This window comes from Xanthomonas sp. NCPPB 3959 (assembly GCF_056675575.1).
The window spans coordinates 65,225-91,177 of sequence record NZ_JBWWVR010000013.1 but is presented as its reverse complement, the minus strand read 5'-3'; the positions used below and the strand labels follow the sequence as shown (position 1 = coordinate 91,177).

Annotated in this window: 26 protein-coding genes; 16 read left to right on the top strand and 10 right to left on the bottom strand. The window is 64.9% G+C overall.

Annotated features, from left to right (window positions below; all coding sequences use genetic code 11):
* Nucleotides 1-134: 134 nt before the first annotated feature.
* The 6 genes from lepA to recO all read left to right on the top strand — a co-directional run bounded on the left by lepA (nucleotide 135) and on the right by recO (nucleotide 5,554).
* On the top strand, nucleotides 135-1,925 hold the full coding sequence (gene lepA / locus AC1KVG_RS15920) for a translation elongation factor 4 (protein ID WP_006449892.1): 1,791 nt from the start codon (nucleotides 135-137) through the stop codon (nucleotides 1,923-1,925).
* Between the two features lie 104 nt (nucleotides 1,926-2,029).
* Complete coding sequence (lepB, locus tag AC1KVG_RS15915) at nucleotides 2,030-2,830, top strand: signal peptidase I (protein WP_016903795.1); 801 nt, start codon at nucleotides 2,030-2,032, stop codon at nucleotides 2,828-2,830.
* A complete protein-coding gene (locus tag AC1KVG_RS15910; RefSeq protein ID WP_026064646.1) occupies nucleotides 2,831-3,238 on the top strand; it encodes a DUF4845 domain-containing protein in 408 nt (135 codons plus the stop codon).
* Nucleotides 3,228-3,908 carry a ribonuclease III gene (gene rnc / locus AC1KVG_RS15905; RefSeq protein ID WP_023903249.1) on the top strand — a complete coding sequence of 227 codons (681 nt, stop codon included), beginning with the start codon at nucleotides 3,228-3,230 and terminating at the stop codon, nucleotides 3,906-3,908. The genes AC1KVG_RS15910 and rnc overlap by 11 nt, the downstream gene beginning before the upstream one ends.
* Nucleotides 3,905-4,804: a GTPase Era gene (gene era / locus AC1KVG_RS15900; protein WP_023903250.1), complete on the top strand. Its 900-nt coding sequence runs from the start codon at nucleotides 3,905-3,907 to the stop codon at nucleotides 4,802-4,804. Before rnc ends, era begins: the two co-directional genes overlap by 4 nt.
* 27 nt (nucleotides 4,805-4,831) lie before the next feature.
* Nucleotides 4,832-5,554, top strand: coding sequence for a DNA repair protein RecO (gene recO, locus AC1KVG_RS15895; RefSeq protein ID WP_481095022.1), 723 nt, complete (start codon nucleotides 4,832-4,834; stop codon nucleotides 5,552-5,554).
* A 117-nt stretch (nucleotides 5,555-5,671) separates the two neighbouring features.
* Here the strand turns inward: recO and AC1KVG_RS15890 are convergent, their stop codons facing one another.
* Nucleotides 5,672-6,394 (bottom strand): response regulator, encoded by a 723-nt coding sequence (locus AC1KVG_RS15890; RefSeq protein ID WP_023903252.1) that lies wholly within the window; start codon nucleotides 6,392-6,394, stop codon nucleotides 5,672-5,674.
* A 157-nt stretch (nucleotides 6,395-6,551) separates the two neighbouring features.
* On the opposite strand from AC1KVG_RS15890, the gene rlmD reads away from it, so the two are divergent.
* Entirely contained in the window at nucleotides 6,552-7,886 is a 1,335-nt protein-coding gene (gene rlmD / locus AC1KVG_RS15885) for a 23S rRNA (uracil(1939)-C(5))-methyltransferase RlmD (RefSeq protein ID WP_481095021.1), read from the top strand.
* 70 nt (nucleotides 7,887-7,956) lie between these two features.
* On the opposite strand, the gene AC1KVG_RS15880 is transcribed toward rlmD, so the two are convergent.
* Complete coding sequence (locus AC1KVG_RS15880; protein ID WP_481095020.1) at nucleotides 7,957-8,604, bottom strand: hypothetical protein; 648 nt, start codon at nucleotides 8,602-8,604, stop codon at nucleotides 7,957-7,959.
* A 95-nt stretch (nucleotides 8,605-8,699) separates the two neighbouring features.
* Here AC1KVG_RS15880 and AC1KVG_RS15875 point away from each other — a divergent pair, with 95 nt between their 5' ends.
* From AC1KVG_RS15875 to AC1KVG_RS15835, 9 genes are all read left to right on the top strand, one after another.
* Entirely contained in the window at nucleotides 8,700-9,224 is a 525-nt protein-coding gene (locus AC1KVG_RS15875; protein ID WP_481095019.1) for a CYTH domain-containing protein, read from the top strand.
* Nucleotides 9,225-9,296: 72 nt separating this feature from the next.
* Nucleotides 9,297-9,980, top strand: a complete 684-nt coding sequence (locus AC1KVG_RS15870; protein ID WP_316694500.1) for a DsbA family oxidoreductase — start codon at nucleotides 9,297-9,299, stop codon at nucleotides 9,978-9,980.
* A gap of 15 nt (nucleotides 9,981-9,995) precedes the next feature.
* A complete protein-coding gene (locus AC1KVG_RS15865) occupies nucleotides 9,996-11,030 on the top strand; it encodes an NAD(P)/FAD-dependent oxidoreductase (RefSeq protein WP_481095018.1) in 1,035 nt (344 codons plus the stop codon).
* Between the two features lie 4 nt (nucleotides 11,031-11,034).
* A complete protein-coding gene (locus AC1KVG_RS15860; RefSeq protein WP_481095017.1) occupies nucleotides 11,035-12,600 on the top strand; it encodes a cryptochrome/photolyase family protein in 1,566 nt (521 codons plus the stop codon).
* Between the two features lie 195 nt (nucleotides 12,601-12,795).
* On the top strand, nucleotides 12,796-13,800 hold the full coding sequence (gene nagZ, locus AC1KVG_RS15855) for a beta-N-acetylhexosaminidase (RefSeq protein ID WP_481095016.1): 1,005 nt from the start codon (nucleotides 12,796-12,798) through the stop codon (nucleotides 13,798-13,800).
* Complete coding sequence (locus AC1KVG_RS15850) at nucleotides 13,800-14,354, top strand: hypoxanthine-guanine phosphoribosyltransferase (RefSeq protein ID WP_176340633.1); 555 nt, start codon at nucleotides 13,800-13,802, stop codon at nucleotides 14,352-14,354. The genes nagZ and AC1KVG_RS15850 overlap by 1 nt, the downstream gene beginning before the upstream one ends.
* A gap of 86 nt (nucleotides 14,355-14,440) precedes the next feature.
* Complete coding sequence (locus tag AC1KVG_RS15845; RefSeq protein ID WP_115038373.1) at nucleotides 14,441-15,193, top strand: S-methyl-5'-thioinosine phosphorylase; 753 nt, start codon at nucleotides 14,441-14,443, stop codon at nucleotides 15,191-15,193.
* Between the two features lie 87 nt (nucleotides 15,194-15,280).
* Nucleotides 15,281-15,487 (top strand): transcription antiterminator/RNA stability regulator CspE, encoded by a 207-nt coding sequence (gene cspE, locus AC1KVG_RS15840; protein ID WP_003488188.1) that lies wholly within the window; start codon nucleotides 15,281-15,283, stop codon nucleotides 15,485-15,487.
* Nucleotides 15,488-15,583: 96 nt separating this feature from the next.
* Nucleotides 15,584-16,879 (top strand): FAD-dependent oxidoreductase, encoded by a 1,296-nt coding sequence (locus tag AC1KVG_RS15835; RefSeq protein WP_481095015.1) that lies wholly within the window; start codon nucleotides 15,584-15,586, stop codon nucleotides 16,877-16,879.
* 78 nt (nucleotides 16,880-16,957) lie between these two features.
* Here AC1KVG_RS15835 and pdeM read toward each other — a convergent pair whose 3' ends face one another.
* The 8 genes from pdeM to AC1KVG_RS15795 all read right to left on the bottom strand — a co-directional run bounded on the left by pdeM (nucleotide 16,958) and on the right by AC1KVG_RS15795 (nucleotide 25,875).
* Nucleotides 16,958-17,602, bottom strand: a complete 645-nt coding sequence (pdeM, locus tag AC1KVG_RS15830; protein ID WP_481095014.1) for a ligase-associated DNA damage response endonuclease PdeM — start codon at nucleotides 17,600-17,602, stop codon at nucleotides 16,958-16,960.
* Nucleotides 17,592-20,087, bottom strand: coding sequence for a ligase-associated DNA damage response DEXH box helicase (locus AC1KVG_RS15825; protein ID WP_481095013.1), 2,496 nt, complete (start codon nucleotides 20,085-20,087; stop codon nucleotides 17,592-17,594). The genes pdeM and AC1KVG_RS15825 overlap by 11 nt, the downstream gene beginning before the upstream one ends.
* On the bottom strand, nucleotides 20,084-21,688 hold the full coding sequence (locus AC1KVG_RS15820) for an ATP-dependent DNA ligase (RefSeq protein WP_481095012.1): 1,605 nt from the start codon (nucleotides 21,686-21,688) through the stop codon (nucleotides 20,084-20,086). The genes AC1KVG_RS15825 and AC1KVG_RS15820 overlap by 4 nt, the downstream gene beginning before the upstream one ends.
* Entirely contained in the window at nucleotides 21,685-21,918 is a 234-nt protein-coding gene (locus tag AC1KVG_RS15815; protein ID WP_481095011.1) for a hypothetical protein, read from the bottom strand. Before AC1KVG_RS15815 ends, AC1KVG_RS15820 begins: the two co-directional genes overlap by 4 nt.
* Nucleotides 21,915-22,925 (bottom strand): ligase-associated DNA damage response exonuclease, encoded by a 1,011-nt coding sequence (locus AC1KVG_RS15810; protein ID WP_481095010.1) that lies wholly within the window; start codon nucleotides 22,923-22,925, stop codon nucleotides 21,915-21,917. Before AC1KVG_RS15810 ends, AC1KVG_RS15815 begins: the two co-directional genes overlap by 4 nt.
* 205 nt (nucleotides 22,926-23,130) lie before the next feature.
* Nucleotides 23,131-23,496: a hypothetical protein gene (locus AC1KVG_RS15805; protein WP_168958337.1), complete on the bottom strand. Its 366-nt coding sequence runs from the start codon at nucleotides 23,494-23,496 to the stop codon at nucleotides 23,131-23,133.
* Nucleotides 23,493-24,068 carry a bactofilin family protein gene (locus tag AC1KVG_RS15800; RefSeq protein WP_317060137.1) on the bottom strand — a complete coding sequence of 192 codons (576 nt, stop codon included), beginning with the start codon at nucleotides 24,066-24,068 and terminating at the stop codon, nucleotides 23,493-23,495. Before AC1KVG_RS15800 ends, AC1KVG_RS15805 begins: the two co-directional genes overlap by 4 nt.
* Before the next feature lie 97 nt (nucleotides 24,069-24,165).
* Nucleotides 24,166-25,875, bottom strand: coding sequence for a diguanylate cyclase (locus AC1KVG_RS15795; protein ID WP_481095009.1), 1,710 nt, complete (start codon nucleotides 25,873-25,875; stop codon nucleotides 24,166-24,168).
* Nucleotides 25,876-25,953 lie beyond the last annotated feature (78 nt).

Below are 25,953 nucleotides of genomic sequence, written 5' to 3'. Positions count from 1 at the left end.
GCGGGTGCTTGCTCTTGCTCTGCCTTTTCGAATCCCCAATCCCTACTCCCTAATCCCTGCCCCAAAGCGTGCGATAATGCTGCGTTACCCTGACGACGGCTCCGCCGGCGCCCACCTCAATGTCCTCAGATTCAATGCGGAATATCCGCAACTTCTCCATCATTGCCCACGTTGACCACGGGAAATCCACCCTGGCCGACCGGATCATCCAGCTGTGCGGCGGCCTTCAGGCGCGCGAGATGGAAGCCCAGGTGCTCGACTCCAACCCGATCGAGCGCGAGCGTGGCATCACGATCAAGGCGCAGTCGGTGTCCTTGCCGTACACGGCGAAGGACGGGCAGGTCTACCAACTGAACTTCATCGACACCCCCGGGCATGTGGACTTCTCCTATGAAGTCAGCCGCTCGCTGGCCGCGTGCGAAGGCGCGTTGCTGGTGGTGGATGCGGCCCAGGGCGTGGAAGCGCAATCGGTCGCCAATTGCTACACCGCGGTGGAGCAGGGCCTGGAAGTGGTGCCGGTGCTCAACAAGATCGACCTGCCCACCGCCGACATCGAGCGCGCCAAGGCCGAGATCGAAGCGGTGATCGGCATCGATGCCGAAGACGCGGTGGCGGTCAGTGCCAAGACCGGCTTCAACGTCGATCTGGTGCTGGAAGCGATCGTGCAGCGCATTCCGCCGCCCAAGCCGCGCGATACCGACAAGCTGCAGGCGCTGATCATCGACTCCTGGTTCGACAACTACCTGGGCGTGGTCTCGCTGGTGCGCGTGATGCAGGGCGAGATCAAGCCGGGCAGCAAGATCCTGGTGATGTCCACCGGCCGCACGCATCTGGTCGACAAGGTCGGTGTGTTCACTCCCAAGCGCAAGGAATTGCCCGCGTTGGGCGCCGGCGAAGTGGGCTGGATCAATGCCTCGATCAAGGACGTGCATGGCGCGCCGGTCGGCGATACCTTGACCCTGGCGGCCGACCCGGCACCGCATGCGCTGCCCGGTTTCCAGGAAATGCAGCCGCGCGTGTTCGCCGGCCTGTTCCCGGTCGATGCCGAGGATTATCCGGACCTGCGCGAAGCCCTGGACAAGCTGCGTCTGAACGATGCGGCGCTGCGTTTCGAGCCGGAAAGTTCCGAGGCGATGGGCTTCGGCTTCCGCTGCGGTTTCCTGGGCATGTTGCACATGGAAATCGTGCAGGAGCGGCTGGAGCGCGAGTACAACCTCAATCTGATTTCGACCGCGCCAACCGTGGTCTATGAAGTGCTCAAGACCGACGGCAGCGTGATCCCGATGGACAACCCGTCCAAGCTGCCGCCGTTGAACCATGTGGAAGAGATCCGCGAGCCGATCATTCGCGCCAACATCCTCACACCGCCCGATTACGTCGGCAACATCATCACCTTGTGCGAAGAAAAGCGCGGCAGCCAGATCGGCATCAATTACCTGGGCAGCCAGGTGCAGATCAGCTACGAGTTGCCGATGGCCGAAGTGGTGCTGGATTTCTTCGACAAGCTCAAGTCGGTCTCGCGCGGTTACGCCTCGCTGGATTATCACTTCCTGCGTTTCGATGCCGGCCCGTTCGTACGTGTGGACACGCTGATCAACGGCGACAAGGTCGACGCGCTGAGCATCATCGTGCACCGCAGCTACGCCGATCGGCGTGGCCGCGAACTGTGCGAGAAGATGAAGGAATTGATCCCGCGGCAGATGTTCGACGTGGCAATTCAAGCCGCCGTCGGCGCGCAGATCATCTCGCGCTCCACGGTCAAGGCGATGCGCAAGAACGTGTTGGCCAAGTGCTATGGTGGCGACGTTTCGCGCAAGAAAAAGCTGCTGGAAAAGCAGAAAGAAGGCAAGAAGCGCATGAAGCAGGTCGGCCGCGTGGAGATTCCGCAGGAGGCCTTCCTGGCTGTCTTGCAGATGGATAAGTAGCAGGGATTTGGGATGCGTGATTCGGGATTGGCAACGACGCGCCAGCCCTGAGCTTTTACGAATCCCCAATCTCCAATCCCGAATCCTGTTCCGAAGGAACCCGAATGAAATGGTTTGAAATCGCCCTGGTCGTGCTGACGCTGGGCACCGGCTTCATCTGGCTGCTGGACAAGTTGTTTCTGGCCAAGCGCCGCGCCGCACGTGCCGGGCTGCTGGACAGCGAGCCGGCGATCATCGATTACTCGCGCGCGTTCTTTCCCGTGTTGGCGGTGGTGCTGATCCTGCGCAGCTTCGTGGCCGAGCCTTACAAGATTCCGTCCAGTTCGATGATGCCCAATCTGCTAATCGGCGACTTCATCCTGGTCAACAAGTTCGCTTACGGCTTCCGTCTGCCGATCACCAACACCAAGTTCATCCCCACCGGCGAGCCCAAGCGTGGCGATGTGGTGGTATTCAAGCCGCCGCATGCGCCCGATCAGAACTGGATCAAGCGCGTGGTCGGCCTGCCAGGCGACAAGATCGGTTTCCACGGCGATACGCTGTACATCAACGACAAGCCGATGCGCTACACGGTCAAGGGCGAGTACATCGGCAAGGGCAAGGGCGCCGAGATGACCGGCACCACGTTGCTGGTCGAGGACCTGCCGGGCCGCACACACACCGTGCTGGAATGGGTCGATCGCAACATGCCGGCCGGGCAGGGCGACTGGACCGTGCCGGCCGCCAGCTATTTCGTGATGGGGGATAATCGCGACAACAGCGAAGACAGCCGATTCTGGACCCAGACGCACTTTCTGCCGGAAGCCAATCTGCGCGGCAAGGCGTTCCTGATCTGGCTCAATTGCGAGGGGTGGTTCTGCAAGGGGAGTTTCGATCCGTCGCGGATCGGGACCGGAATCCAGTAAATGCACGCACGGCGTGCCAGGGGAAGCACAATGAAGCGCAAGCAGAGCGGTATGACGTTGACGTCGTTCGTGGTGGTGCTGGCGGTGGTGGGGTTTGGCCTGTACTTGGGAATGAAGCTGTTTCCGATGTATCAGGAATATTATTCCGTGCGCACAGCGATGAAGGGTCTGGCCAAAGAGCCCGGCGCCGGCGAGATGGATCCGTCCAAGTTGCAGGATCTGTTCTTCCGTCGGCTGTACATCAATTACTCGGAAAACGTCAAAAAAGAAGACGTCAAGTTCGAGCGCATCGAAGGCGGCTGGCGCATGAAGGTCAACTACGAAGTGCGTCGCGAAATGATCGGCAATCTCGATGTGGTCGGCAAATTCGATACATCGCAGGACATGACTGGACGTGGTGGGCAATAGAACTTTCCAGCGTGGCGATCCGATCGGGCACGCGTTTGCCGATCCGGGTCTGCTCGCCCAGGCGCTGCGGCATCGCAGCGCCGGGACACCGCATAACGAGCGACTGGAATTCCTCGGCGACGGCATCGTCAATCTGCTGATCGCCGAGGCGCTGTATCAGCGCTGGCCCAAGGCCGACGAAGGCGCATTGACCCGTGCGCGCGCCGAACTCGTTCGCGAGGGGGCGCTGGCCGTCATCGGCCGCACGCTGAATCTGGGCGAGCGTTTGACGCTCGGTCCGGGCGAGCTGAAATCCGGTGGCCACCGGCGCGATTCGATCCTGGCCGATGCGGTCGAAGCGATCGTTGCGGCGATCTATCTGGACTGTGGCTTCGAGCGTTGCCGCGAGGTGGTGCTGCCCTGGTTCGAGCCTTCATTGGCTGCGCTGCCGGTGGGCAAGGCTGAAAAAGATCCCAAGACCCGGCTGCAGGAATGGCTGCAGGCGCGGCAACTCCCGCTGCCCAATTACGCGCTGATCAGTGAAAGCGGCGACGAACATGCCAAGCAGTTCCATGTCGCCTGCATTCTGGAACAGCCCGTCGCCCGCGCCGAAGGCCAGGGCACCTCGCGTCGCCTCGCCGAGCAACAGGCGGCCACCCTCGTCATCGCACAACTGGATTCAAACACGTGAGCGAAACCTCCTCCCCCCACCGTAGCGGCAGCGTCGCCGTGATCGGCCGTCCCAATGTCGGCAAGTCCACCCTGACCAATGCGCTGGTCGGTGCAAAGGTCAGCATCGTGTCCAACCGGCCGCAGACCACGCGGCATCGCTTGCTGGGCATTGCCACCTTCCCCGAGGGGCAGCTGGCATTGGTGGATACGCCCGGATTGCATCGCGAGCAGAAGCGCGCCATGAACCGGGTGATGAATCGCGCCGCGCGCGGCTCGCTGGAAGGCGTGGATGCGGCAGTGCTGGTGATCGAGGCCGGCCGTTGGGACGAAGAAGACACGCTGGCCTTCAAGGTCCTGAGCGATTCCAAAGTGCCGGTAGTGCTGGTGGTCAACAAGGTCGACCGGCTCAAGGACAAGACCGCGCTGTTCCCGTTCCTGGCGCAGGTCAGCGAAGGCCGCACCTTCGCTGCAGTGCATCCGGTGTCTGCGCTCAAGCGCAAGGGCCTAGAAGCGCTGGTCGGCGATCTGCTCAAGCTGGTTCCCGAAGCCGAGGCGATGTTCGGCGAGGACGAGATCACCGATCGCAGCCAGCGTTTTCTGGCTGGCGAACTGGTGCGCGAGCAATTGATGCGCCAGCTCGGCGAAGAACTGCCGTATGCCACCACCGTGGAGATCGAGCGCTTTGCCGAAGATGGCGCATTGCTGCGTATTGGCGCGGTGATCTGGGTCGAGCGCGAAGGCCAGAAGGCGATCGTGATCGGCAAGGGCGGCACCCGCCTGAAGGAAATCGGCGGCAAGGCGCGCCTGCAGATGGAACGGCTGTTCGGCGCCAAGGTGTTCCTGGAAACCTGGGTACGCGTGCGCGAGGGCTGGTCGGACGACGAAGCGGCATTGAAGGCGTTCGGGTACGAGTAAGACCGGGACCCGGTCCCGCCTGCCGCCATGCTGATCGACAACGAACGCGGTTTCGTCCTGCATGTGCGCCCCTGGCGCGAGACCAGTCTGCTGGTGGAAGTGCTCACCGAGCAGCAGGGGCGGGTGGGATTGCTGGCGCGTGGTGTGCACGCGCCGCGCAAACAGGCCTTGCGCGCCGCATTGCAGCCCTTGCAACTGATCCAGTTCACGGCGATGCAGCGCGGCGAGCTTGCGCAACTGCGCCAGGCCGAGGCCTTGGACACTGCACCGCGCCTGGCCGGCGAAACCATGTTGGCCGGTTTCTATATCAGCGAGTTGCTGCTGCGGCTGGCTCCACGCAACGACCCGGTGCCCGAGCTGTTCGATTGCTATGCGCGGGCGCGGGCGCATCTGGCCTCCAACCTGCCATTGGCCTGGGGGCTGCGCCAGTTCGAGCGCGATGTGCTCGATGGGCTCGGGTTTGCCTTCGATCTGCAACACGACAACGACGGCCAACCGATCGACCCGGCGGCACGTTACCGCCTCGATCCGCAGGAAGGCGCCTTGCGCGTGTTGAGCGAGCGGCTGGCGCAGGACCGGCGCGAGACCGTGACCGGCGCGGCGCTATTGGCGCTGGGCGAAGACGTCATGCCGGCGAGCGACGACATGCCGGGTCTGCGCCGCAGCATGCGTGGCGTGCTGCTGCATCACCTGGGCGGGCGCGGCCTGAAATCCTGGGAAATGCTCGAGGATCTGGCGCGCCGGCGCTGATCAGCAAGGTAGGCGCGCTACGCGGCTGGGCGCGTCATTCAATCGAGCTCCGTACGCACTCTCTACAACGCCGAGTCCTAGCCTGAGCGTCGCGTCGCGCAGCGACAGGCGCTCAGTTCAGTGCAGCAACGCCGCCACCGCCGCATGAAACTGCGTCTGCGCCGTGCTCGATTGCGGGTCGCCGCGCAGTAAACGCACCGCACCGGCAAGCCGCGCCGCACCGACAAACCCGCAACTGGCCTGTAGCCGGTGCAGATGGTTGCGCAGTGCCGGCTCGTCGCTGATCTGAAGGGCCGAATCCACCGCGTCGCGCGTGCCCGGCAACTCGGCCAGGAACAATTCGCGCAGCGCATTCAGATGGTGCTGCTGACCGTTGAGCGCGCTGAGTGCGGCCGCTTCGTCCCAATCGCTGGCGGCGATGTCGACCACGCCGACCGGCGCCACGCTGTAACGGCCGCGCGCCAGTCCGCGACGCACCGCCTGCAGCAGACGTTCGGAGCTCAGCGGCTTGACCAGCATTTCCAGAAACCCATCGGACTGCAGGCTGCGTTGCATGGTCATGGTGCCGTCGGCGGTGTGGGCGAGTGCGGGGACGTCGGGATGCAACAGGCGCAGTGCGCGCAGCAGCTCGCTGCCGGTGCCATCGGGAAGATTGACGTCGATCAACCAAAGGTCGTGACGATGTTCGCGGGCGCGGTCGAGCGCCGACGACAGCGAATCGGCGCAATCCACCCGGGCGGGCAGGTCTTCCAGGACGGCCTGGAGAAACCCGCGGCTGATCGGGTCGTCTTCCACCAGCAAGAGTCGTGGGTGGGGTTCCTGACGTGTCGCCATATTCATGCTGCCTCCTTGTCAGCGATGCCGCGTCGTGACCGCCGCGCGCAGCCGGAGTTTGCCTGTGTTTGCGGCGCACGACAATTGTCCCATTGCTGCAAGCGGCCTCCATCGATCGCATCTGCGACAATACGCACCCTTTTTGCCCGCAGCTCGTCGCCACGTGGCCAGAACCAGAAACCGTTTCGACCGTACCCCGTTCCAGACCGCCATTATCGACCTCAGTCACGACGGCCGCGGTGTTGCGCGCCGCGAGGGCGAGGGCGGCAAGGTCACCTTCATCAGCGGCGCCCTGCCCGGTGAGGTGGTGCGTGCCGAACCCACCGCGCGCAGCCGGCATTTCGATGAGGCCAAGACGGTGGAGGTGCTGGAGGCATCGCCGCAACGGGTGACCCCGCGCTGCCCGCATTTCGGCGTCTGTGCCGGCTGCGTGCTGCAGCATCTGGACGAGTCGCAGCAGATCGTGGCCAAACAGCGCGTGCTGATGGATAACCTGGAGCGCATCGGCCACGTCACCCCACAGGCGATCCTGCCGGCGTTGGTGGGCGACAACTGGGGCTACCGCCGCAAGGGGCGCTTCTCGGTGCGGCGGGTGGAAAAGAAGGACAAGACGCTGGTCGGTTTCCGCGAGCTCGATCCGCGCTTCGTGGCCGATCTGTCGGTCTGCTACACGGTGATCCCGCAGATCGGCGAGAAGATTCCGTTGCTCGCCGCGCTGGTCGAAGGTCTGGACGGCAAGCGCGACATCCCGCAGATCGAATTCATTGCCGGTGACGAGGCGGTGGTGCTGACCATCCGCCACATGCAGCCGCTCAGCGGGCGCGATCTGCAGGCGCTGACGGAATTTGCGCAGGCGCACGCGTTTGCGATCTTCCTGCAGCCGGGCGGCGTGGAGAGCGTGCATCCGCTGTGGCCGCAACAGGTGCCGCTGTCGTTCCGCTTACCGCAGTGGAACGTGGAGCTGGCGTTCCGGCCGCTGGACTTCATCCAGGTCAATGCCTCGCTCAACCAGAAAATGATTGCGCATGCACTGGCATTGCTCGACGCCAAGCCGGACGACCGCGTGCTGGATCTGTTCTGCGGCCTGGGCAATTTCACCCTGCCGCTGGCACGCGGCGTGCGCGAAGTGGTCGGCGTGGAAGGCGATGCCGGGCTGGTGGCGCGTGCGCGCGAGAATGCCCAGCGCAATGGCCTGGACAACGCGCAGTTTTATGCGGCCGACCTGACCCAGGATCAGCGCCATACCGCGTGGATGCGGCAGGGCTTCGACAAGCTGCTGCTGGACCCGCCACGTTCGGGCGCGTTGGAAGTGTTGCAGCAGCTGCCGTTGAAAAAGTTCGAGCGCATCGTCTACGTGAGCTGCCATCCAGGGTCGCTGGCGCGCGACGCGGGCTATCTGGTCAACGAACAGGGCTTCACGCTCAAGGCCGCTGGCGCGATGGACATGTTTCCGCATACGGCGCACGTGGAAAGCATCGCGGTGTTTGAGCGGCGCTAGGCCGTCATGTTCCGGGCGTCGGTTACCCGTCGCCCGCCTCGCGGCTGCGCAGTAGTTTTGTTAGCCGCTCTTAGTCTTTCTTGTCGACGGCGTTCTGCCACTGCCCGTCGACCAGCGCGAAGGCCATCGGCCGCGTGCCGCGTTTGCCCTCGGCCTCAACGATGACGTCGCACTCGACCACTGGCGCCTCACTGCCGAGTTTGCAGTGCTCGACACCGGAGACTTGCGCGGTACGCGCGGCGTCTTGAATGCGCGTGCGCATCGCCGCGTCGTTCTCCTGCGCAAGCATCTGGCTGATGGCTTCGCGCAGGAGCACCTGCACGCGATCCTGCGGCGGTACCGGCGCGGCGACTTCCATTTCGTTCTCGCTGTGCTGCAACGCCCACGCGTTATCGTTTGGGACAAACCGCAGCGTCATGTGCTTTTCGCTGGGCCCGGCCTGGCCGGTGACGATGCAATCGAGCGTCTCCGGTTTGGCGTCGACAGCCGGCAGGCAGCCGGTCAACGCGGTCAAGCGCGGACGGAACATGGCGGACATGAGCGCGTCGCCCTGCTCCTGCGGGTTGGCTGCCATGTCATCGGCGATGGCCGCATCCAGTGCCTGTTGCGCCTGGGCCAGCGAGAGCGTGGCTGCAGCAGCGCCGGCTGTGGCAGTTGCGCACACCAATGCGGCAGTGAGCGCCGCAATGTGCAGGGTGGAGTATCGGCTGACTGTCATGGCGTTCTGTCCTTGAATGAGAGGGGGCGGAGTGTAGAGGTCGCGAGGCTGCGTCGGCCAGGCATTTTTCTGCAGGTCCCGCCATACTTGTGGACATGGGCATTGAAATCGAACGTAAATTTCTCGTGACCGGCGACGGTTGGCGTAGCGCCGCGCATGCGGTGATCCCGATGGCGCAGGGCTATATCAACGACCAGGCAGCGATGCGCAGTGGCGCGCAGAACGCGTCGGTGCGCGTGCGCATCCAGGGCGAGAGCGCATTTCTCAATTTGAAATCGCGTGAGGTGGGGCATACGCGGCAGGAGTTCGACTACCCCATTCCGGTGGTCGATGCGCGTGCGCTGCTGGCGCTGTGTGTCGGCGGTTTGATCGACAAGCGTCGGCATCTGGTCGAGTGCCAGGGCCATGTGTGGGAAGTGGACGAATTCCTCGGCGACAACGCCGGGCTGGTCGTGGCCGAGATCGAACTCGGGAGTGCCGATGAGGCGTTCGCCAAGCCCGCGTGGATCGGTGCGGAAGTCACCGACGATGTGCGCTATTACAACCTGGCGCTGGCCTCGCATCCGTTCACGCAGTGGGTGGAGAGCCGGGATTCGGGATTGGGCATTCGGGATTCGTAAAAGCTGAGGTGATGCGTCGGACTTGGGCTTATGCTTTGCAAATCCCAAATCCCCATTAACGAATCCCCGCCCATGCGCATCGATATCTGGTCTGACGTTGTCTGTCCCTGGTGCTGGATCGGCAAGCGCCGTTTCGAGCAGGCGGTGGCCTCGCTTGGTGCGCAGGCACCTGCGCTGGACATCCATTACCACGCGTTTCAGCTGGATCCCGACGCCGGTCTGGAACCGACACCGTTGCGTGCTGCGCTGGCGCAAAAGTTCGGCGGTGCTGCGCGCGTGGATCAGATGCTGGCGCAGACGCAGGCCACTGCGCGTGCCGAAGGTTTGCCGTTCGATTTCGGGCGTGGGCAGGTGCAGGTCAGTACATTGCGCGCGCATCGGCTGATCTGGCTGGCCAGCCATGAGGGCGATGTCGAGGCCGTGATCGAAGCGCTGTTTCATGCGCATTTTGCCGAAGGCCGCAACCTGGGCGCGACCGAAACGCTGGTGCGTGCTGGAGCCGCTGGCGGTCTCGACGAAGCACGCGTGCGCGCACTGTTGGACTCCGACGAAGGCATCGTTGCCGTCGAGGCGCAATTGGCGCAGGCCACAGCACTGGGAATCCGTGCGGTGCCCAGTTTCGTGATCGATGGACGCAGTCTGATCCAGGGCGCACAGCCGCCGGAGAGTTTTGCGCAAGCACTGTTGCAGCTGGCGGCCGAATCGGCGCCGATCGGTGGTCCCGATGCCTGCGGGCCGGACGGCTGTGCAGTGTGAACTGCCGGCGGCGTCTTGCAACTCCCAACTCATGACGAGATGACACAGCCCGCCCGCCCGAAGACGGTTGCGGTGATCGGCGCCGGATTGGCAGGGCTTGCCTGTGCGCAACGGCTGCAGGCGGCGGGATGGACGGTAACGCTGTTCGAGCAGGGCGATGCACCCGGCGGGCGCATGCGCAGTTGCGCAGGCGATGGCTGGCAGTGCGACCACGGCGCGCAGTATTTCACCGCACGCGATCGGGCGTTTGCAGCCGTGGTGGATCAGTGGATTGCGGCCGGCGTCGCGGCGGCCTGGCCTGCGCGCGTCGCGAGTTGGGATGGCATCGAATTCCGTCCCTCGCGGAGCATTTTGGCGCGCTTTGTCGGTGTGCCGGACATGGCCGCACCGGCGCGTGCGCTTGCGGCAGACCTGGATGTTCGATCAGGCACCGCTGTGCGATCTCTGCAGCGCGACGGCGACACATGGTGTCTGGCTGTGTCGGGAGACGATACGAGACACGCCTTCGACACAGTGTTGTTGGCGGTGCCGGCGCCGGTAGCAGCTGCATTACTGGAGCACATCGCGCCCACGCTCGCGACGATTGCCGCTGGCGCAAACATGCAGCCGGCCTGGGCGGTGGTGCTGCATTTCGACACGCCGCTCGACCCTGGTTACGACGCCTTGTTCGTCAACGCCGGCCCGTTGCGCTGGGTGGCACGCAACGCCAGCAAGCCTGGACGAACCGGCAGCGAAACCTGGCTGCTGCATGCCAATGCCGATTGGAGCCAGGCGCATTTCGACGCGACGCCCGAGGCGGTGATTGCCAGTGTGTTGCCAACGCTGGCCGCGCTTGGGTTGCCAGTGCCGCAGTCCTGCGCTGCGTCTCGCTGGACAGTGGCCAGCACCGATCCGCCCTTGCAGATCGGCTGTGCCTGGGACGCGCAATTGCGTATCGGTCTGTGTGGCGACTGGTTGGCCGGCGGCAAGGTGGAAGGCGCCTGGCAAAGCGGCGTGACACTGGCGGAGCGTGTGCGCGCCAGCGATGCCATACGCAGCGATCGCGATTAATGCTGTGGCACGCGCAGCCGACCTCAACCCACAGGCACCCGCACACACGCTGCGCCTGATTCTGGGCGATCAACTCAATCTGCAGCACAGCTGGTTCGATGCGACCGATGCGGGCGTGGTCTACGTGCTGATGGAAGTGCGCGAAGAAACCGATTACGTGCTGCATCACGCGCAGAAGATTCTGGCGATCTTTGCGGCGATGCGCGCGTTCGCCGCGCGCTTGCGGCAGGCCGGTCATCGTGTGCGTTACGTGGCCATCGACAACCCCAGCAATCGGCAGTCGATTTCCGCCAATCTGGGCGCGTTGATGGCGCATTACCACGCCGCCCATCTGGACTATCAGGCGCCGGACGAATGGCGGCTGGATGAAGCGTTGCGAGACTGGTGCGCGCGCCAGCCATTCGCCACACGCATGGTCGACAGCGAGCATTTTCTGACCGAGCGCGATGAGGTGGCCGCGTGTTTCCGCCCCGGCAGCCAATGGCGCATGGAAGTGTTCTATCGAAAGATGCGCCGTCGCCATCGGGTCCTGCTTGATGCATCCGGCGAGCCGGAAGGCGGGCGCTGGAATTTCGACCACGACAACCGCGCGCCATGGCCGGGCGATCCGCCGGCGCCGCAGGACTGGCGCGTAGCGCACGATCATCGCGCGTTGTGGAGCTGCATCGAAGCGGCTGGCGTGCGCAGCTTCGGCGCACCGAACGACGACGCCTTGCCATGGCCGCTGGACCGTGACGAGGCGCTGCAGCACCTGGATGCGTTCATTACGCACGCATTGCCGCACTTCGGCCGCTACGAAGATGCGATGAGCACGCGCAGCCCGCGCTTGTTCCATTCGCTGTTGTCGTTCGCGCTCAACGTCAAGCTGCTGCATCCACGCGAGGTGATCGCGCGCGCGGAGGCCGCCTTGCATGACGGACATGCGCCGCTGGCATCGGTGGAAGGTTTCATCCGGCAGATTCTGGGCTGGCGCGAATACGTGCGCGGGGTGTATTGGTCGCAGATGCCGGGCTATGCACAGTCCAATCAGCTGGCGCAGCATGCGCCGCTACCGCACTGGTTCTGGGACGGGCAGATCGGCATGCGTTGCCTGGCCGATGCCATCGGCAATTCGCTGGCCAACGCGCATGCGCACCATATCCAGCGGCTGATGGTGATCGGCAACTTCGCGCTGCTGGCGGGGCTGGATCCGCAGGCACTGCATCGCTGGTACCTGGGCGTGTACATCGACGCGTTCGAGTGGGTGGAGTTGCCGAATACGATCGGCATGAGTCAGTTCGCCGACGGCGGCCTGCTCGGCAGCAAGCCGTATATCAGCGGCGCGGCCTATATCGACCGCATGAGCGATTACTGCGGCGGCTGCAAGTACCAGCGCAAGGCGCGGGTGGGCGCGCAGGCCTGCCCATACAACGCGTTGTACTGGGATTTCCTGGCGCGGCAGCGCACGCTGCTGCACGCCAACGAGCGGCTGGCGATGCCGTACCGGCAGCTCGACGACATGGCGCCGGAGGTGCTGGCCCAGGTGCAGGCGCAGGCAGCGCATTGGCGGGCGAATCTTGAGGTGCTCTAACAAGCAGTGCACTGGGCCTAACGCACGGTGCGCCAGTCGGGCAGCGCGGGGCGGGGACGCTGGCGCAGCTCATCGCGACACGACATAACGCCCCAATTCGGGCATCTGCCTGAATGCGCGATCTGACGCTGCAACGCGCATCTGCGACAATGCCGCGCTGCGCCAACGTGGCGCCTGGCCCGGGAGTCCCCCAACATGCTTCTGATCGGCGTTGCCGGTACCGAACTCAGTGCACAGGAGCGCGACTGGCTGCAGCACGATGCGGTCGCCGGCGTGGTGCTGTTCAAGCGCAACTTCGCCTCGCGCACGCAAGTGGCCGAACTGTCCGCGTCCATCCGCGCCGCGGCACCGCGCCCGGTGTTGATCTGCGTGGACCAGGAAGGCGGGCGCGTGCAGCGGTTTCGCGACGGTTACAGCGCCCTGGCGCCGCTGCAGAGCTTCGGCGCGCAGTATGCGCAGGACCCCGAGGCCGCCCTTGCTGCCGCGCGCGCGCATGCGCAGCTGATGGCCAGCGAAGTACGCGCCAGCGGGGTGGACCTGAGCTTTGCGCCGGTGGTGGATCTGGGCCGCGGCAACCGCGCCATCGGCGATCGCGCCTTCAGCGACGACCCACAGATCGTGGCCAGCTTCACCCGCGCCTATGTGCAGGCGCTGCACGGCGCTGGCATGGCCGCCACGCTCAAGCATTTCCCCGGCCATGGCACGGTGCTGGAAGACACCCATGTCGACCATGCCAGCGACCCGCGGTCGCTGGACGTGCTGCTGGCCGAGGATCTTGTGCCGTTCGTGGCCGGCATCGAGGCCGGTGCCGACGCGGTGATGATGGCGCACGTGGTCTACCCGCAGGTTGCGCCGGAACCGGCCGGTTATTCGCAGCGCTGGATCGAGCAGATCCTGCGCGGGCAACTGGGCTTCCGCGGTGTGGTGTTCTCCGACGACATCGGTATGGCGGCCTCGTTCAGTGCCGGCGGCGTGGCGGGCCGGGTGCATGCGCACCTGGATGCCGGCTGCGACGTGGTGCTGGTCTGCCACCCGGAACTGGTCGACGAATCGCTGCACGCCGTGCAAGGCCGCAGCCTCAATACCGCAGCATTGATCGGCCTGATCGGCCGCGGCGCGCTGGGCTGGGATGGCCTGCTCGCCGGCACCGACGCCTCATTCACCACTTCCCCTTCCGCCCCTTTCGGAACAATTGCCTGATGTCCACGCTCACCATTTCCCAGGCCCTGGCCCAAGCCGATCTGCTGGTCGACCGCCCCGCCATCGACGCGGCCGTCGGCAGCATTGCCGATGCGATCGCGCGCGATTACGCCGGCGAAGTGCCGGTGTATCTCACCATCATGCATGGCGCGCTGCCGTTCTCCGGCCAGCTCGCGCTGGAGCTGGGCGCACGTGGCCAGGACCTGCAGTTCGATTACCTGCATGCCACCCGTTACCGCGGCGAGACCACCGGCGGCGAGCTGGTCTGGAAGCATCGCCCGGCCACCGCGTTGTTCGGCCGCCGGGTGATTCTGGTCGACGACATTCTCGATGAGGGTTACACGCTGCAGGGCGTGCGCCAGTGGTGCCTGGAGCAGGGCGCTACCGACGTGCGTGTGGCGGTGTTGACCGTCAAGCGCCATGACCGCTGCGTGCCTGGCGTCGCTGCCGATTATGTGGGCGTGGAAGTGGCCGACCGCTACGTGTTCGGCTTCGGCATGGACGTCAACGAGCAGCTGCGCGGCATTCCCGCCATCTATGCGATGAAGCAGTAACTCCCGCAGTGTGCCCGCATCGCTGCGGGCAGCCAGGCGCGCCCGCGTGCGCGCGCCGTCATGTCTTTTCGTAGCAGAGGTCGGTTGTGTCCCCCAATTCCATCGCATTGGCCGTCATCGGCGGTACTGGTGTCTATAAGCTCGCGCAGCTGGACGAGGTGCAGACGCACCAGATCGAAACACCGTACGGTGCGCCCTCCGGCCCGATTCGCGTGGGCATGTTGCTGGGTCACCGCGTGGCGTTCCTTGCGCGTCATGGTGAAGGCCATTCGCTGCCGCCGCACAAGGTGAATTACCGCGCAAACATCGCTGCGCTGCAGCAAATCGGCGCTTCGCGCGTGCTGGCACTCAACACCGTGGGCGGCATCACCGAGCGCTTCGGCCCGCGCGTATTGGCGTGCCCGGATCAGTTGATCGATTACACCTGGGGCCGCGTGTCCACCTTCGGCGAAGAGCCGGGAAGCGAGGTGCAGCACGTGGATTTCGGCCATCCGTATTCGCCGATGTTTCGCAGCAAAGTCATTGCCGCAGCCAAGGTGACGGGTGTCACGCTGGTTGCCGATGGATGTTATGGAACCACGCAAGGACCACGGCTGGAAACGATTGCAGAGATCGCCCGCATGCGTCGCGATGGCTGCGATCTGGTCGGCATGACCGGCATGCCCGAAGCGGGTCTCGCACGCGAAAAAGGCCTGGAATATGCGTGTTTGGCGATCGTTGCGAACTGGGCGGCCGGCTGCGGCGACGCGCAGGAAATCACCATGGCCGAGGTGCTGAGTAACGTCGATGCGGCCTCGTCCGGATTGCCGGAGCTGATTGGCGAACTTGCACGCGGGTGATTGTCATTGGGGCATAAGCTTTGCATACTCGGCGCGTACGCATCGCCGTACACCACCCATTAATTATTGCAAAGGTCTCGCATCACCATGCCGAACGGTACCGTCAAGTGGTTCAACGACGCCAAGGGATTTGGCTTCATCTCACCGGAGGACGGCAGCGCCGATGTCTTCGCGCACTTCTCCGCGATCAACTCCAAGGGCTTTCGCAGCCTGCAGGAAGGCCAGCGCGTCAGTTATGACGTGACCCAGGGCCCCAAGGGTGCCCAGGCTTCGAACATCACGCCGGTCGAGTGATGTGACTCGATTGTGCGGTTGAAGAACCCCGCCACGGCGGGGTTTTTTTTGCACCGGTCCATGCGGGATCGGTGCTAGCGAAACAGAGCAGGGACGATGCAACGAGCATTACGGATTGCGGTAGTGGGCTATGGCACGGCGGGGCAGGCACTGGCGGTGCTGCTGGGCGCCGATGGGCATCGACTGGATGTGTTCGAGCGCGCTGCCGCGCCCGGGCCGGTGGGCGCAGGATTTCTGTTGCAGCCCAGCGGCCTGCAGGTGTTGTGGAAGATGGGATTGCTGTCGCAGGCGCTTGCGCATGGCGCGCCGGTGCGGCGGCTGTATGGCGAGACGCCGTGCGGACGCGCGGTGATGGACATGCAGTATCGCGATCTGGATACGCGGCTGATGGGCTTGGGCATGCAGCGCGGCGCCTTGTTTGCGCTGTTGCGCGACGCCTGGCCGGAGCATGCGCAGCTGCATGTGGATACGCAGATCACCGCGATCGATCACGACGGCGTGCGTGTGCAGGATCAACGCGGGCACTGGCATGGTCCCTACGATCTGATCGTCGCCGCCGATGGTTCTGCATCGACCTTACGCGCGCAGGCGCAAGGCACGCGGCTGGATCGAGTGTATCCCTGGGGCGCGCTGTGGTGTTTGTTGCCACGCGAGGATTGGCCATTCGTCGATGAGCTGCGTCAGCGGTATATCGGTGCGCGCAAGATGATCGGCTTGTTGCCAGTGGGCACGCGGCCCGGCGACGACACGCCGCGGCTGAGTTTTTTCTGGAGCCTGCCGTGCAGCGATTTTGCCGCGTGGGAACAGCGCGGCATCGTGGCATGGCGCGATGAAGTAGCGCAGATGTGGCCGGATGCACATGCGCGTCTGGAAACCGTGCAAGTGCATGGCGCACTGGCGCGTGCCAGTTACCGCGACGCGGTGGTGACGCGCTGGCATCGCGGCCGTTTCGTGCTGGCCGGCGATGCCGCGCATGCGATGAGCCCGCAGCTGGGACAGGGCGTCAATATGGCATTGCTGGACGCGTTGGCGATGCGCGATGCGTTGCGGGTTGGCACCGATCTGGATGCGGCCTTGCAGCACTATCAGCGCGAACGCCAGGCGCATGTGGCGATCTACCACCGCTGGAGCCGTTGGTTGACGCCGCTGTTCCAGTCCGAACGCGATCTATGGGCACACGGACGCGACCTGCTGATGCGCCCGATGGGCCGCGTGCCTGGCGGGCGCGGACATATGCTGCGCGTGCTCAGCGGTACCCAGCAGGGGTGGTTTGGCAAGCTGGCGTTGGCGCCGGAGTTTGTGGAGGCGTTGTCGCAACCAGTGCCGCAACCGCAGCTGTCGCCGCAGCTGCAAACACCTGCTGAGGACGATGGCGTTAAAGCCGTGATGTAGCGCGTGTGGGTTGCTGCGGGCCAGACGCGTGATCTATCTGATGCGTGCTGGCGTGATCGCGGTCGCACTGCTGTGTCGCTAGCGTACCGGCAATGCCACCGCATCGCCTTCCACACAGGCGACCAGGCGCTCGCCTTCGATCAGCGTTGGCACGATGCCGGCGGTGAAATGCGAGAACGCCGGCAGGATGGTGACGCGCTCGCGCAGCCAGAATGCCGGCCAGCGACGCGACATGCCGGGCAGCGCGGCCAGCGGATGCAGATGCCCGCACAGCACGTGCCCGGTAGGATGCGGCAAGGGATCGTGGCGCAGCACGAACGGGCCGTCTTCGACCTGCTCGCCGGCCGCTTCGATATGCAGATCCGCACCGGCCAGGGCGCGGTCGTGGTTGCCGCGGATGGCGATCACGCGCAACGCGCAGTGACGCTCGCGCCATGCGCTCCAGCGGCGATGCCAGGCCGCGCGCGGGGCAGGCCCGTGCAGCAGATCGCCGAGGATCCATAACGCCTCCACGTCGCGTTGTTCCAGCAACGCATCCAGCCGATCCAGATCGTGCGCGGTGCCGCCGGCCGGCATCCCGATGCCGGCGCGACGGAACACATCGGCCTTGCCCAGATGCAGGTCGGCGATCAACAAGGCGCGTTGTGCCGGCCGGTACAGCGCACGCTCGCCGAGCAATTCCACTGTTTCGCCGGCCAGCTGCAGTTGCACGCTATCGCCCATGTTTACGCTCCAGTTGTTCGGCAGCGCGCAGCACGCGGGCCTTCCAGTCTTCGGTACTCAGTTGGCCGCGCACACGTTCTGCCCATAACGGAAACGACAGGGGAGTCAGACTGCGCGGTTTGCACAGGCGTAGTTCGCGGCGTGCGCAATCTTCCAATGCATGCGCAAGCCGCGCCAGTTCGAGCTGGCCTTCGAACACTTCGCGCTCGGCTTGAGCAAGCAGCAGATGCTCGGGATCGAAGCGCTGCAAGACGTCGTAGAGCAAGCCGCTGGAGGCCTGCAGCTGACGCAGGCTGCGTGGTGCACGGCCAGGCAGCGCTGGCGACAGCAACCCGGCAACGCGGGCGATCTCGCGGAATTGCCGGCGTGCCAACTCACCCAGATTGAGGCTGTCGCGCAGATCGTCGAGCAACCCGGCTGGCGACAGCAAGCTCTGCAGCACGCTCGCATCGAGTTCCACATCCTGCGCGGGCGAGAGCACAAAGCCATAATCGTTGGCGGCGAAACTGAAGGTGTTGCGCTGACGCCGACCCCAGCGTGCGGCAAGCAGTGCAGCCAGCCCTTCATTGACCTGACGCCCGGCGAACGGATACACGAATACATGCCGGCCATCGCGCGCTTTGATGCTTTCCACCAGCAGATGGTCCGGGCCGGGCAGCGACGACAGCGATGACTGCAGGCGCAGCAACGGCGCAAGCGCCTGCATTTCCGGCGCATCGCCGGGATCGGCAAACACCGCTTCCACTTCACGGCCTAGTGCCGACGACAACGGCATGCGCCCGCCCATCCATTTCGGCACCACGCCACTGCCGCCCTTGGCCACGCGCACATAAGCGGTCATGTCTTCCAGCCGCACCAGCTCCAGCAAACGGCCGGCGAATTGAAAACGATCGCCACGGCGCAGACGGCCGACGAATTGTTCTTCTACCGCACCCAGGCGCCCGCCGCGCAGGAACTGCACGCGCACGCTGCCGTCGCTGGTGATGGTGCCGATGGACAAGCGATGCCGCAGCGCGACGCGCCGATCGATGACGCGATATACACCCTCTTCGTCGCGCACGACTTTATGGAAATCCGGGTAATGCGCCAGCGCGCTGCCGCCTTGCACGATGAAGTCGAGCACCGCTTGCCAGGTGGCTTTATCCAGCGCCGCAAAGGCATCGGTGCCGCGCACTTCTTCAAACACTGCATCGGCGTGGAAACCGCCGCCGAGTGCGAGCGTGACGCAGTGCTGCGCCAATACATCCAGCGACAGGCGTGGCGGTGGGCGCGCTTCGATATGGCCATGCACGATCGCGCGCCGCGCAGCGGCGTATTCCACCAGTTCCAGCGCATGCGAGGGCACGCACACCACGTGTCCGGATTCGCCCGGGCGATGACGCGCGCGGCCCGCACGCTGCAGCAAGCGGGCAATGCCTTTCGGGCTGCCGACCTGCAGCACCTGATCCACTGCCGGAAAATCCACGCCCAGATCCAGGCTGGAGGTTGCCACCACGCAGCGCAGGCTGCCGTCGCGCAAGCCGAGTTCGGCCGCTGCGCGCAGCGAGGGGTCCAGCGAGCCGTGATGCAACGCGAGCGTGGCCGGATCGTCCGGCCATACCGCGTTCAAGGCCTGATGCCACAACTCGGCCTGCGCGCGCGTGTTGGTAAACACCAGACTGGTGCGCTGCTGCATGATCTTCTGCAGCACGCGCGCCAGCTGCGCCAGGCCCAGATGCCCGGCCCAGGGAAAGCGTTCGCCGCTCTCCGGCAACAACGTCTCCAACGTCATCGCGCGCGGTTTGACGCCCGAGACCAGCGCAGCATCCGGGCGATGCGGCAACAGCACGTCGCGTGCCTGCGCCAGGTTGCCCAGCGTCGCCGACAAGCCCCAGATGCGTAGTGCCGGCGCCCAGCCACGCAAGCGCGCCAAGCACAGTTGCAGCAACACGCCGCGCTTGTTGCCGAGCAGCTCATGCCACTCGTCGACGATCACGCAGCGCAGCGCCGACAACTGCGGCGCGGTGTCCGGGTACGACAGCAACAACGCCAACGATTCGGGCGTGGTGACAAGTACATCGAGCTTGCCGCTGCGCGCCAGCCGCTTGTCGCGCGCGCTGGCATCGCCGGTACGCAAGCCCACCTGCCAATCCAGCCCCAGTGCTTCCACCGGTTCACGCAGGGCGCGTGCGGTATCGGCGGCGAGTGCGCGCAACGGGGTGATCCACAGTACCTGCAGTGTTCGTTGTTGTTGGCGGCGCGCAGTCGTCGTTGCGGATTTGGTCGACGTGCGGCGCCCGTGTGCGGTCAACGCTTCCAGCAGTGGCCCACCGAACGCCGCCAGCGTCTTGCCGCTGCCGGTTGGCGTATGCAGCAAGCCGGATTCGCCATCGAGATAGCGCTTCCACACATCGCGTTGAAACGGTAACGGCGCCCAACCGCGCTGCGCGAACCAGGCACGCCATTGCTGCAACGGCGTGCCGCGTGTCTGCTGCGCGTCGCTCACCGTGCCAGCGCCTGCAAGCTGCTCAGGTGATCGGCCTCGGCCATCGGTTTGTCCTGGCGCCAGCGCAAAATCCGCGGAAAACGCACCGCAATGCCGGACTTGTGCCGCGCGCTGCGATTGACCGCTTCGAATCCCAGCTCGAACACATGATGCGCGGTGACCGCACGCACCGGGCCGAAGCGCTCGGTGGTATTGGCGCGGATCCAGCGATCCAGCTGCAGAATTTCCTTGTCGTCCAGGCCGGAGTAGGCCTTGGCGATCGGCACCAGCTGGCCCTCGTGCCACAGCCCGAACGTGTAGTCGGTGTACAGCGTACTGCGCCGGCCATGACCGGCTTGCGCATACAGCAGCACCGCATCGATGGTGAGCGGATCGATCTTCCACTTCCACCAATCGCCGCGTCGACGACCGGATTGATACACCGAATTGGCGCGCTTGAGCATCAGCCCTTCCACGCCGCGCTCGCGTGCATCCAGGCGCACCTGCGCTGCTGTTTGCCAATCGCTCACCTGCACCAGCGGCGAGGTAACGATGCGCGGGTCGGCGAGTGTGGCCAGCACGCCTTCCAGCAGTGCGCGACGCTCCTGCAATGGACGTTCGCGTAAATCCTCGCCATCCAGCTCAAGCAGATCGTAGGCGACCACACGTGCTGGCGCTGCTGCCAACGTCTTTGGCCCGGGCTTGAGCCGCTGGATGCGCGTCTGCAAGGCAGTGAATGGCATCGGTAATGGCTGCTCCGGTTGCCAGGCCAACAGCTCGCCATCGATGACGGTGCCCTCTGGCAACTGCATCGCAGCCTGTTCGATTTCCGGAAAACGACCATCCAGACGTTCTTCGCCGCGCGACCACAGCGCCGCTTCACCAGCGCGTCGAATCAGCTGCAGCCGAATACCGTCCCACTTCCATTCCAGCAACCAGGCATCGACCGTGCCCAGTGTTTCGACCTCGGCTTCCAGTGGCGAGGCGAGAAAGAAGGGGTAGGGCTGCTGACGATCGCCAGGCAATTCTTCGGCGGTCAGCAGGTTGGCCAGATAGGTCGGATGCGGCCGCCAGCTGCCGAGCATGCGCTGCGCGATGCGCGCGATCTCTATCCCGGACATCTCGGCCAAGGCCTGTTGCACCAGTCGCTGCGACACGCCGACGCGCAGCGCGCCAGTCAGCAGCTTGTTGAACACCAAACGCTCGTCGAAGGCCAGGCTACGCCACGCCTGCACGATGCAGGCCTTGCGTACATCGACGTCTTGATTGGCGATCGGCAGCAACCGCTGTTCGATCCATTCTGCAAGCGGTAAATCGGCCGCTTCGGTGGCCGGATCATCCAATAGCAAGGCCAGCGTTTCAGCCAGATCGCCGACGTGGTCGTAGCTATCTGCAACCAACCAATTGGCAATACCGGCGGTTTCGGTGATCCATTCGCGCAACTCGCCGCTGCTGGCGATGCGCATGCGTGTGCTGGCCACCTTGCCGCCGGCCAGTAAATACAGCGCCCACGCCGCATCAAGCGGCGGCGCGCTGCCGAAATAACGCACCAACGCGGCACGCTTGTCGAGCGTGCCGGTACTGCGATCCAGGGTGCGGTACAACGCGGCAAATCGCTTCACGGCAGTGCCTGCGTCGTTGCGCATTTGTCTGCGGCGCGCAGTTTCATTGCGCGTTGCGTAAACGCACTCAAGCTGCGTATGCGACGCTGCGGCTGCGGCGGTCCGACAATGGCCGCAGGCGCAGCGCGATGAATGCGAAACGCCAGGGCGTGCCGACGAAACGCAAGCGCGCCGCTCAGGCGAATGCGGGGCCGTGCGCGAACATAACGACGTGCGGGCAGCGCGTTCATTCCTCGGCTCCGAAATCGGTGCGGAACGCTTCGGCTGCGACGCCGCGTTCCAGCAGATGCTGGATCAAGGCATCGGTGTTGCCGTGGGTGGCGATCACGCGCCGCGCGCCGGTCTCTTCGATGGTGCGCAACAGGTCCGGCCAATCGGCATGATCGGACACCACAAAACCGCGGTCGTAATTGCGCCGACGGCGATTGCCGCGAATGCGCATCCAGCCCGATGCAAAGCCCTGTTGCGCATGCCGGAAGCGACGGATCCAGGCGCTGCCGGCCGCCGAGGGCGGTGCCAACACCAATTGCCCGGCATAGTCAGCGCCGCGCGCGTGTTCGCTGACCGGTTGGGTGTCCAGCATCGCGATGCCGGCCTGGCGATACACCTCCACGCCCACCGCGATCGCGCCATGCAACAACGCCGGTTGCGTGTCACAGGCGCGCAGTTCCGCCAGCACCCGTTGCGCCTTGCCCAATGCATAGCAATACAGAATGGCCGCTTCGCCGCGCTCGGCGCATTCGTGGCGCCAGGCGACGATATCGGCTGCGACGTCTGAAGTATCCGGCCAGCGATACACCGGCAGCCCGAAGGTCGCTTCGGTGATGAAGGTGTCGCACGGCACCACTTCGAACGGCTTGCAGGTGGGGTCATGCTGGCGCTTGTAATCGCCCGAGGCGACCCAGACCTCGCCATCGACTTCGATGCGCACCTGCGCCGAGCCGAGCACGTGGCCGGCCGGATGCAGCGACACCTGCGCACGTCCCAGGCGAAACGCTTCACCATCGGCATGCGTGTGATAGACCTGCTCGCCAAGGCGCCACTGCAGGATCGGCAGGCTCTCGTGCGTGCAGTGGTATTCGCCCATGCCGCTGCGCGCGTGGTCGCCATGCCCGTGGGTGATCACCGCACGCGGCACCGGCCGCCAGGGATCGATATGGAAGTCGCCCTGCGGGCAATACAGACCCTCGGGCCCAAGCACCACCAGATCGCCAGGTTTGTCGTTGCCGTTGCGCATGCGGCAACTCTGGCCAAGCCGATGTGCAGATCCTGAGAATGGGAATGGCATGCATCGGCGTAGCCTCGACACGTGCTTGCACGGCGAGGTTCGGGTGGACGCGGAGGAGTGATCGGCATCCTCCGCGTTGATCCCGCTCCGATCCTGATCCCCGGCACGCCTGATCTCATGCACGTCTTTCACCTGGCGCTTGCCGCCCTAAGCGCTAATGCCGGGTACGTCGCCCGGGTAAGCGCACCGCAGTCGCTTCTACGGCCAGCGTAAATCCACGCTCTTCGCCGCCCTGCATTGCGCCGACATCCACGACCTGGCGGCGAATCTCTTCGCCCTTGCCGTTACGCACCGACACCACCACGGTGTATTCCCATGGATCGCCATCGGCAGGATGACGGATGGTGCCTTCGACCTTGAGCGGCACGATCGGGGCGGGCTGCGCATGTTGCACAGCTGCCGAGTCGAAGCGCAGGTGATGCTTGCACGCAGGGCAGACGCTGGCGCTTTCCAGAATCGTCGCCTTGCAATGCGGGCAGCTGCGCGTGGCACCGGGCGTGCCCGGGCGGGGTGCACTCATGTGGCGTCGCTGTCTCCGCTCACGATTGCCTTGCTCGTGCCAACCGGCTTGCCGGTGTCTTCGCCCCATCCGAAATCGGCCTGGCCGCGCATGCGGGCGCCCGACGCCACGGTGAGGCTACCGGCCTTGACGTCGCCGACCAGCACGCCGGAAGTCTGCAATTCCACTTGCGCAGCGGATTCGATATTGCCCTCCAGTTCGCCGGCGATGATCACCTTGTTGGCGCGCACGCCGCCGTTGAGCTTGGCACCGCGTTCGATGGTGAGATCGCCCTTGACGTTGACGTCGCCCTTGAAGCGGCCGGCCAGACGCACGTGCCCGGCACCTTCGATCTTACCTTCGATGCTGATGTCGGCGGCGATCAGCGATTCTTTTGCATCACTTTGGCGCTGCGGGGCCGCAGTGCTGGTTGCCGGCGTCACCGGCGCAACACTGGTCGGGGCGGTGGCGGGCACCGGCGGAGCGGGGCTGGCCTCGGCGGTGAACAGCCGCCCATCGGCGGCGGGGGGAACTTCGGGTGCGGCCGGAACGCCGTCTTTCTTGTTGGGACCTTGATCGCGCCACATCGACATCGGATTGCCTCGCTTGGGGGGTCAAGGCCGACTATCGCCGCGTCGATGGATCTTTTGTGTGACGAATTGCGCAATCCAACATCGACGGCGTGCGTGCTCAATCCACTGGGAGCGTGGCGGCGCCGTGCTGCTCGACCCGGTTACGTCCGCGGTGCTTGGCGATATACAGCGCCGCATCGGCTTTCTGGATCAGGCTCGATCCCAATTCGCCGTCGACCGGGAAGCTGGCCACGCCGATCGACGCGGTCACGCGCGGCAACGCGCGCTGGCCATCGCTGACCGCCAATGCGGCGATAAAGCCACGGATCTGCTCGGCCACGCGCATGGCTTCGGCGCCATCGGTCTCGGGCAGGATCACAGTGAATTCTTCGCCGCCGTAGCGGCAGGCCACATCTTCGGCGCGCAGGCGGGTCAGCAGCAGCTCGCCCACCGCTGCCAGCAGCAGATCGCCGCCGGCATGGCCCTGGCTGTCGTTGAACTGTTTGAAGTGGTCTACATCCAGCATCAGCACCGACAACGGCAGGTCACGCCGTGCGCAGCGCGCCAGCTCGTGGCTGAGCGATTCTTCCAGATAGCGGCGGTTGTACAGCCCGGTCAGCGCATCGCGAATGGATTGCCGCCGCAGCGATTCGCGCAGACGCAGGTTGCTCAACGCCAACGACAACTGCTCGGCGGCAGCCTCGGCGATTTCCAGGCGCGGCATCGGGCCAGGACCGGGCGAGGACAGAAACAGAAAGCCGAGCTGGGTGCCTTGCGCCGACATCGGCAGGCAGGCGGTAGTGATCGGCGCGGTGGTGTCGGGCACGGCGATATGCGCGCACAGTGCATCCCGGTGCAGGTCTTCGATGATGTGCGGCTGACCACGGCGCAGCGCCCAGCACTCTTCCGGCAGCAGATGCGGCGCGCTTTGCAGCAGCGGCTCGCCCCAGTGGCTGATCGCTTCGGCGCGATCCTGCGACGCGCGCAGCAGATACACGCTTCCGGCCACGCCGGGCAGCAGGCCGGCCAGGGTGCGGCTGGTCACCACCAACGCCTCTTCGGCGCTGATGCAACTCTGCAGCAGGCCGGTGTAACGGCTGAGCAAATTGAGATCGGCGGTACTGCGTTGCAACGCGTCGACACTCGCGCCCAGCTCGCGATTGGCCTGCGCCGCCCGCCGCTCGACCTGCGCGCGATTGCTCAGTTCGCGCATCAACAACCCGTAGACGGTGCCGACGACGACCAGCCCGAATGGAATGCCGGCCAGCGCCAGCACCAGCAGCAAGGTCGCACTTTGCCGGCTGCTGTCGGCGCGCTCCACCAACAGTTCCTGTTCGCGCTGCACCATGCTCAGCGACTGCTCGCGGATCGCACTGGTGGTGCGGAAAGCGTTCTGTCGAATGCTTGCGCGCGCCGGTTCCAGACCGCTTTGCGTATAGAGGTCGAGCGTATGCTGGATCTGTTGCAGGCGCGTCTCCACCAACTGCTGCAAGCGGTCCAGATGCTGTTCCTGGGTGGTGTTGTCGGTAATCAGCCTTCGCAGGTTGCCGAGCAGAATCGGCAGGCGTTCGACGCTGGTCTGATAGTCGAGCAAATATCCATCGTTACCGGTGAGCAAAAAGCCGCGCTGCGCCGACTCGGCATCCAGCATGCGCGCCTGGATCTCGTCGATCCGGCCGATCACTTCATGCGTGTGTGCCACCCACGCGGCATCGGCCAGCGAGCGGCGCGCACCGACGAAGATGCCGATGCCGATGGCGATAAAAATCAGCGCAGAAAAAGCCAGTGCAAGCTGATTGCTGCGGCGCGAGGTAAAAGAGGAGGGCATGCGCCGATGCTAGCCTGCCGTGCTCGACAACATGCGCTTTCTGCCGCCGACAAACGCACGCGCCGGCTCGATAAAGCC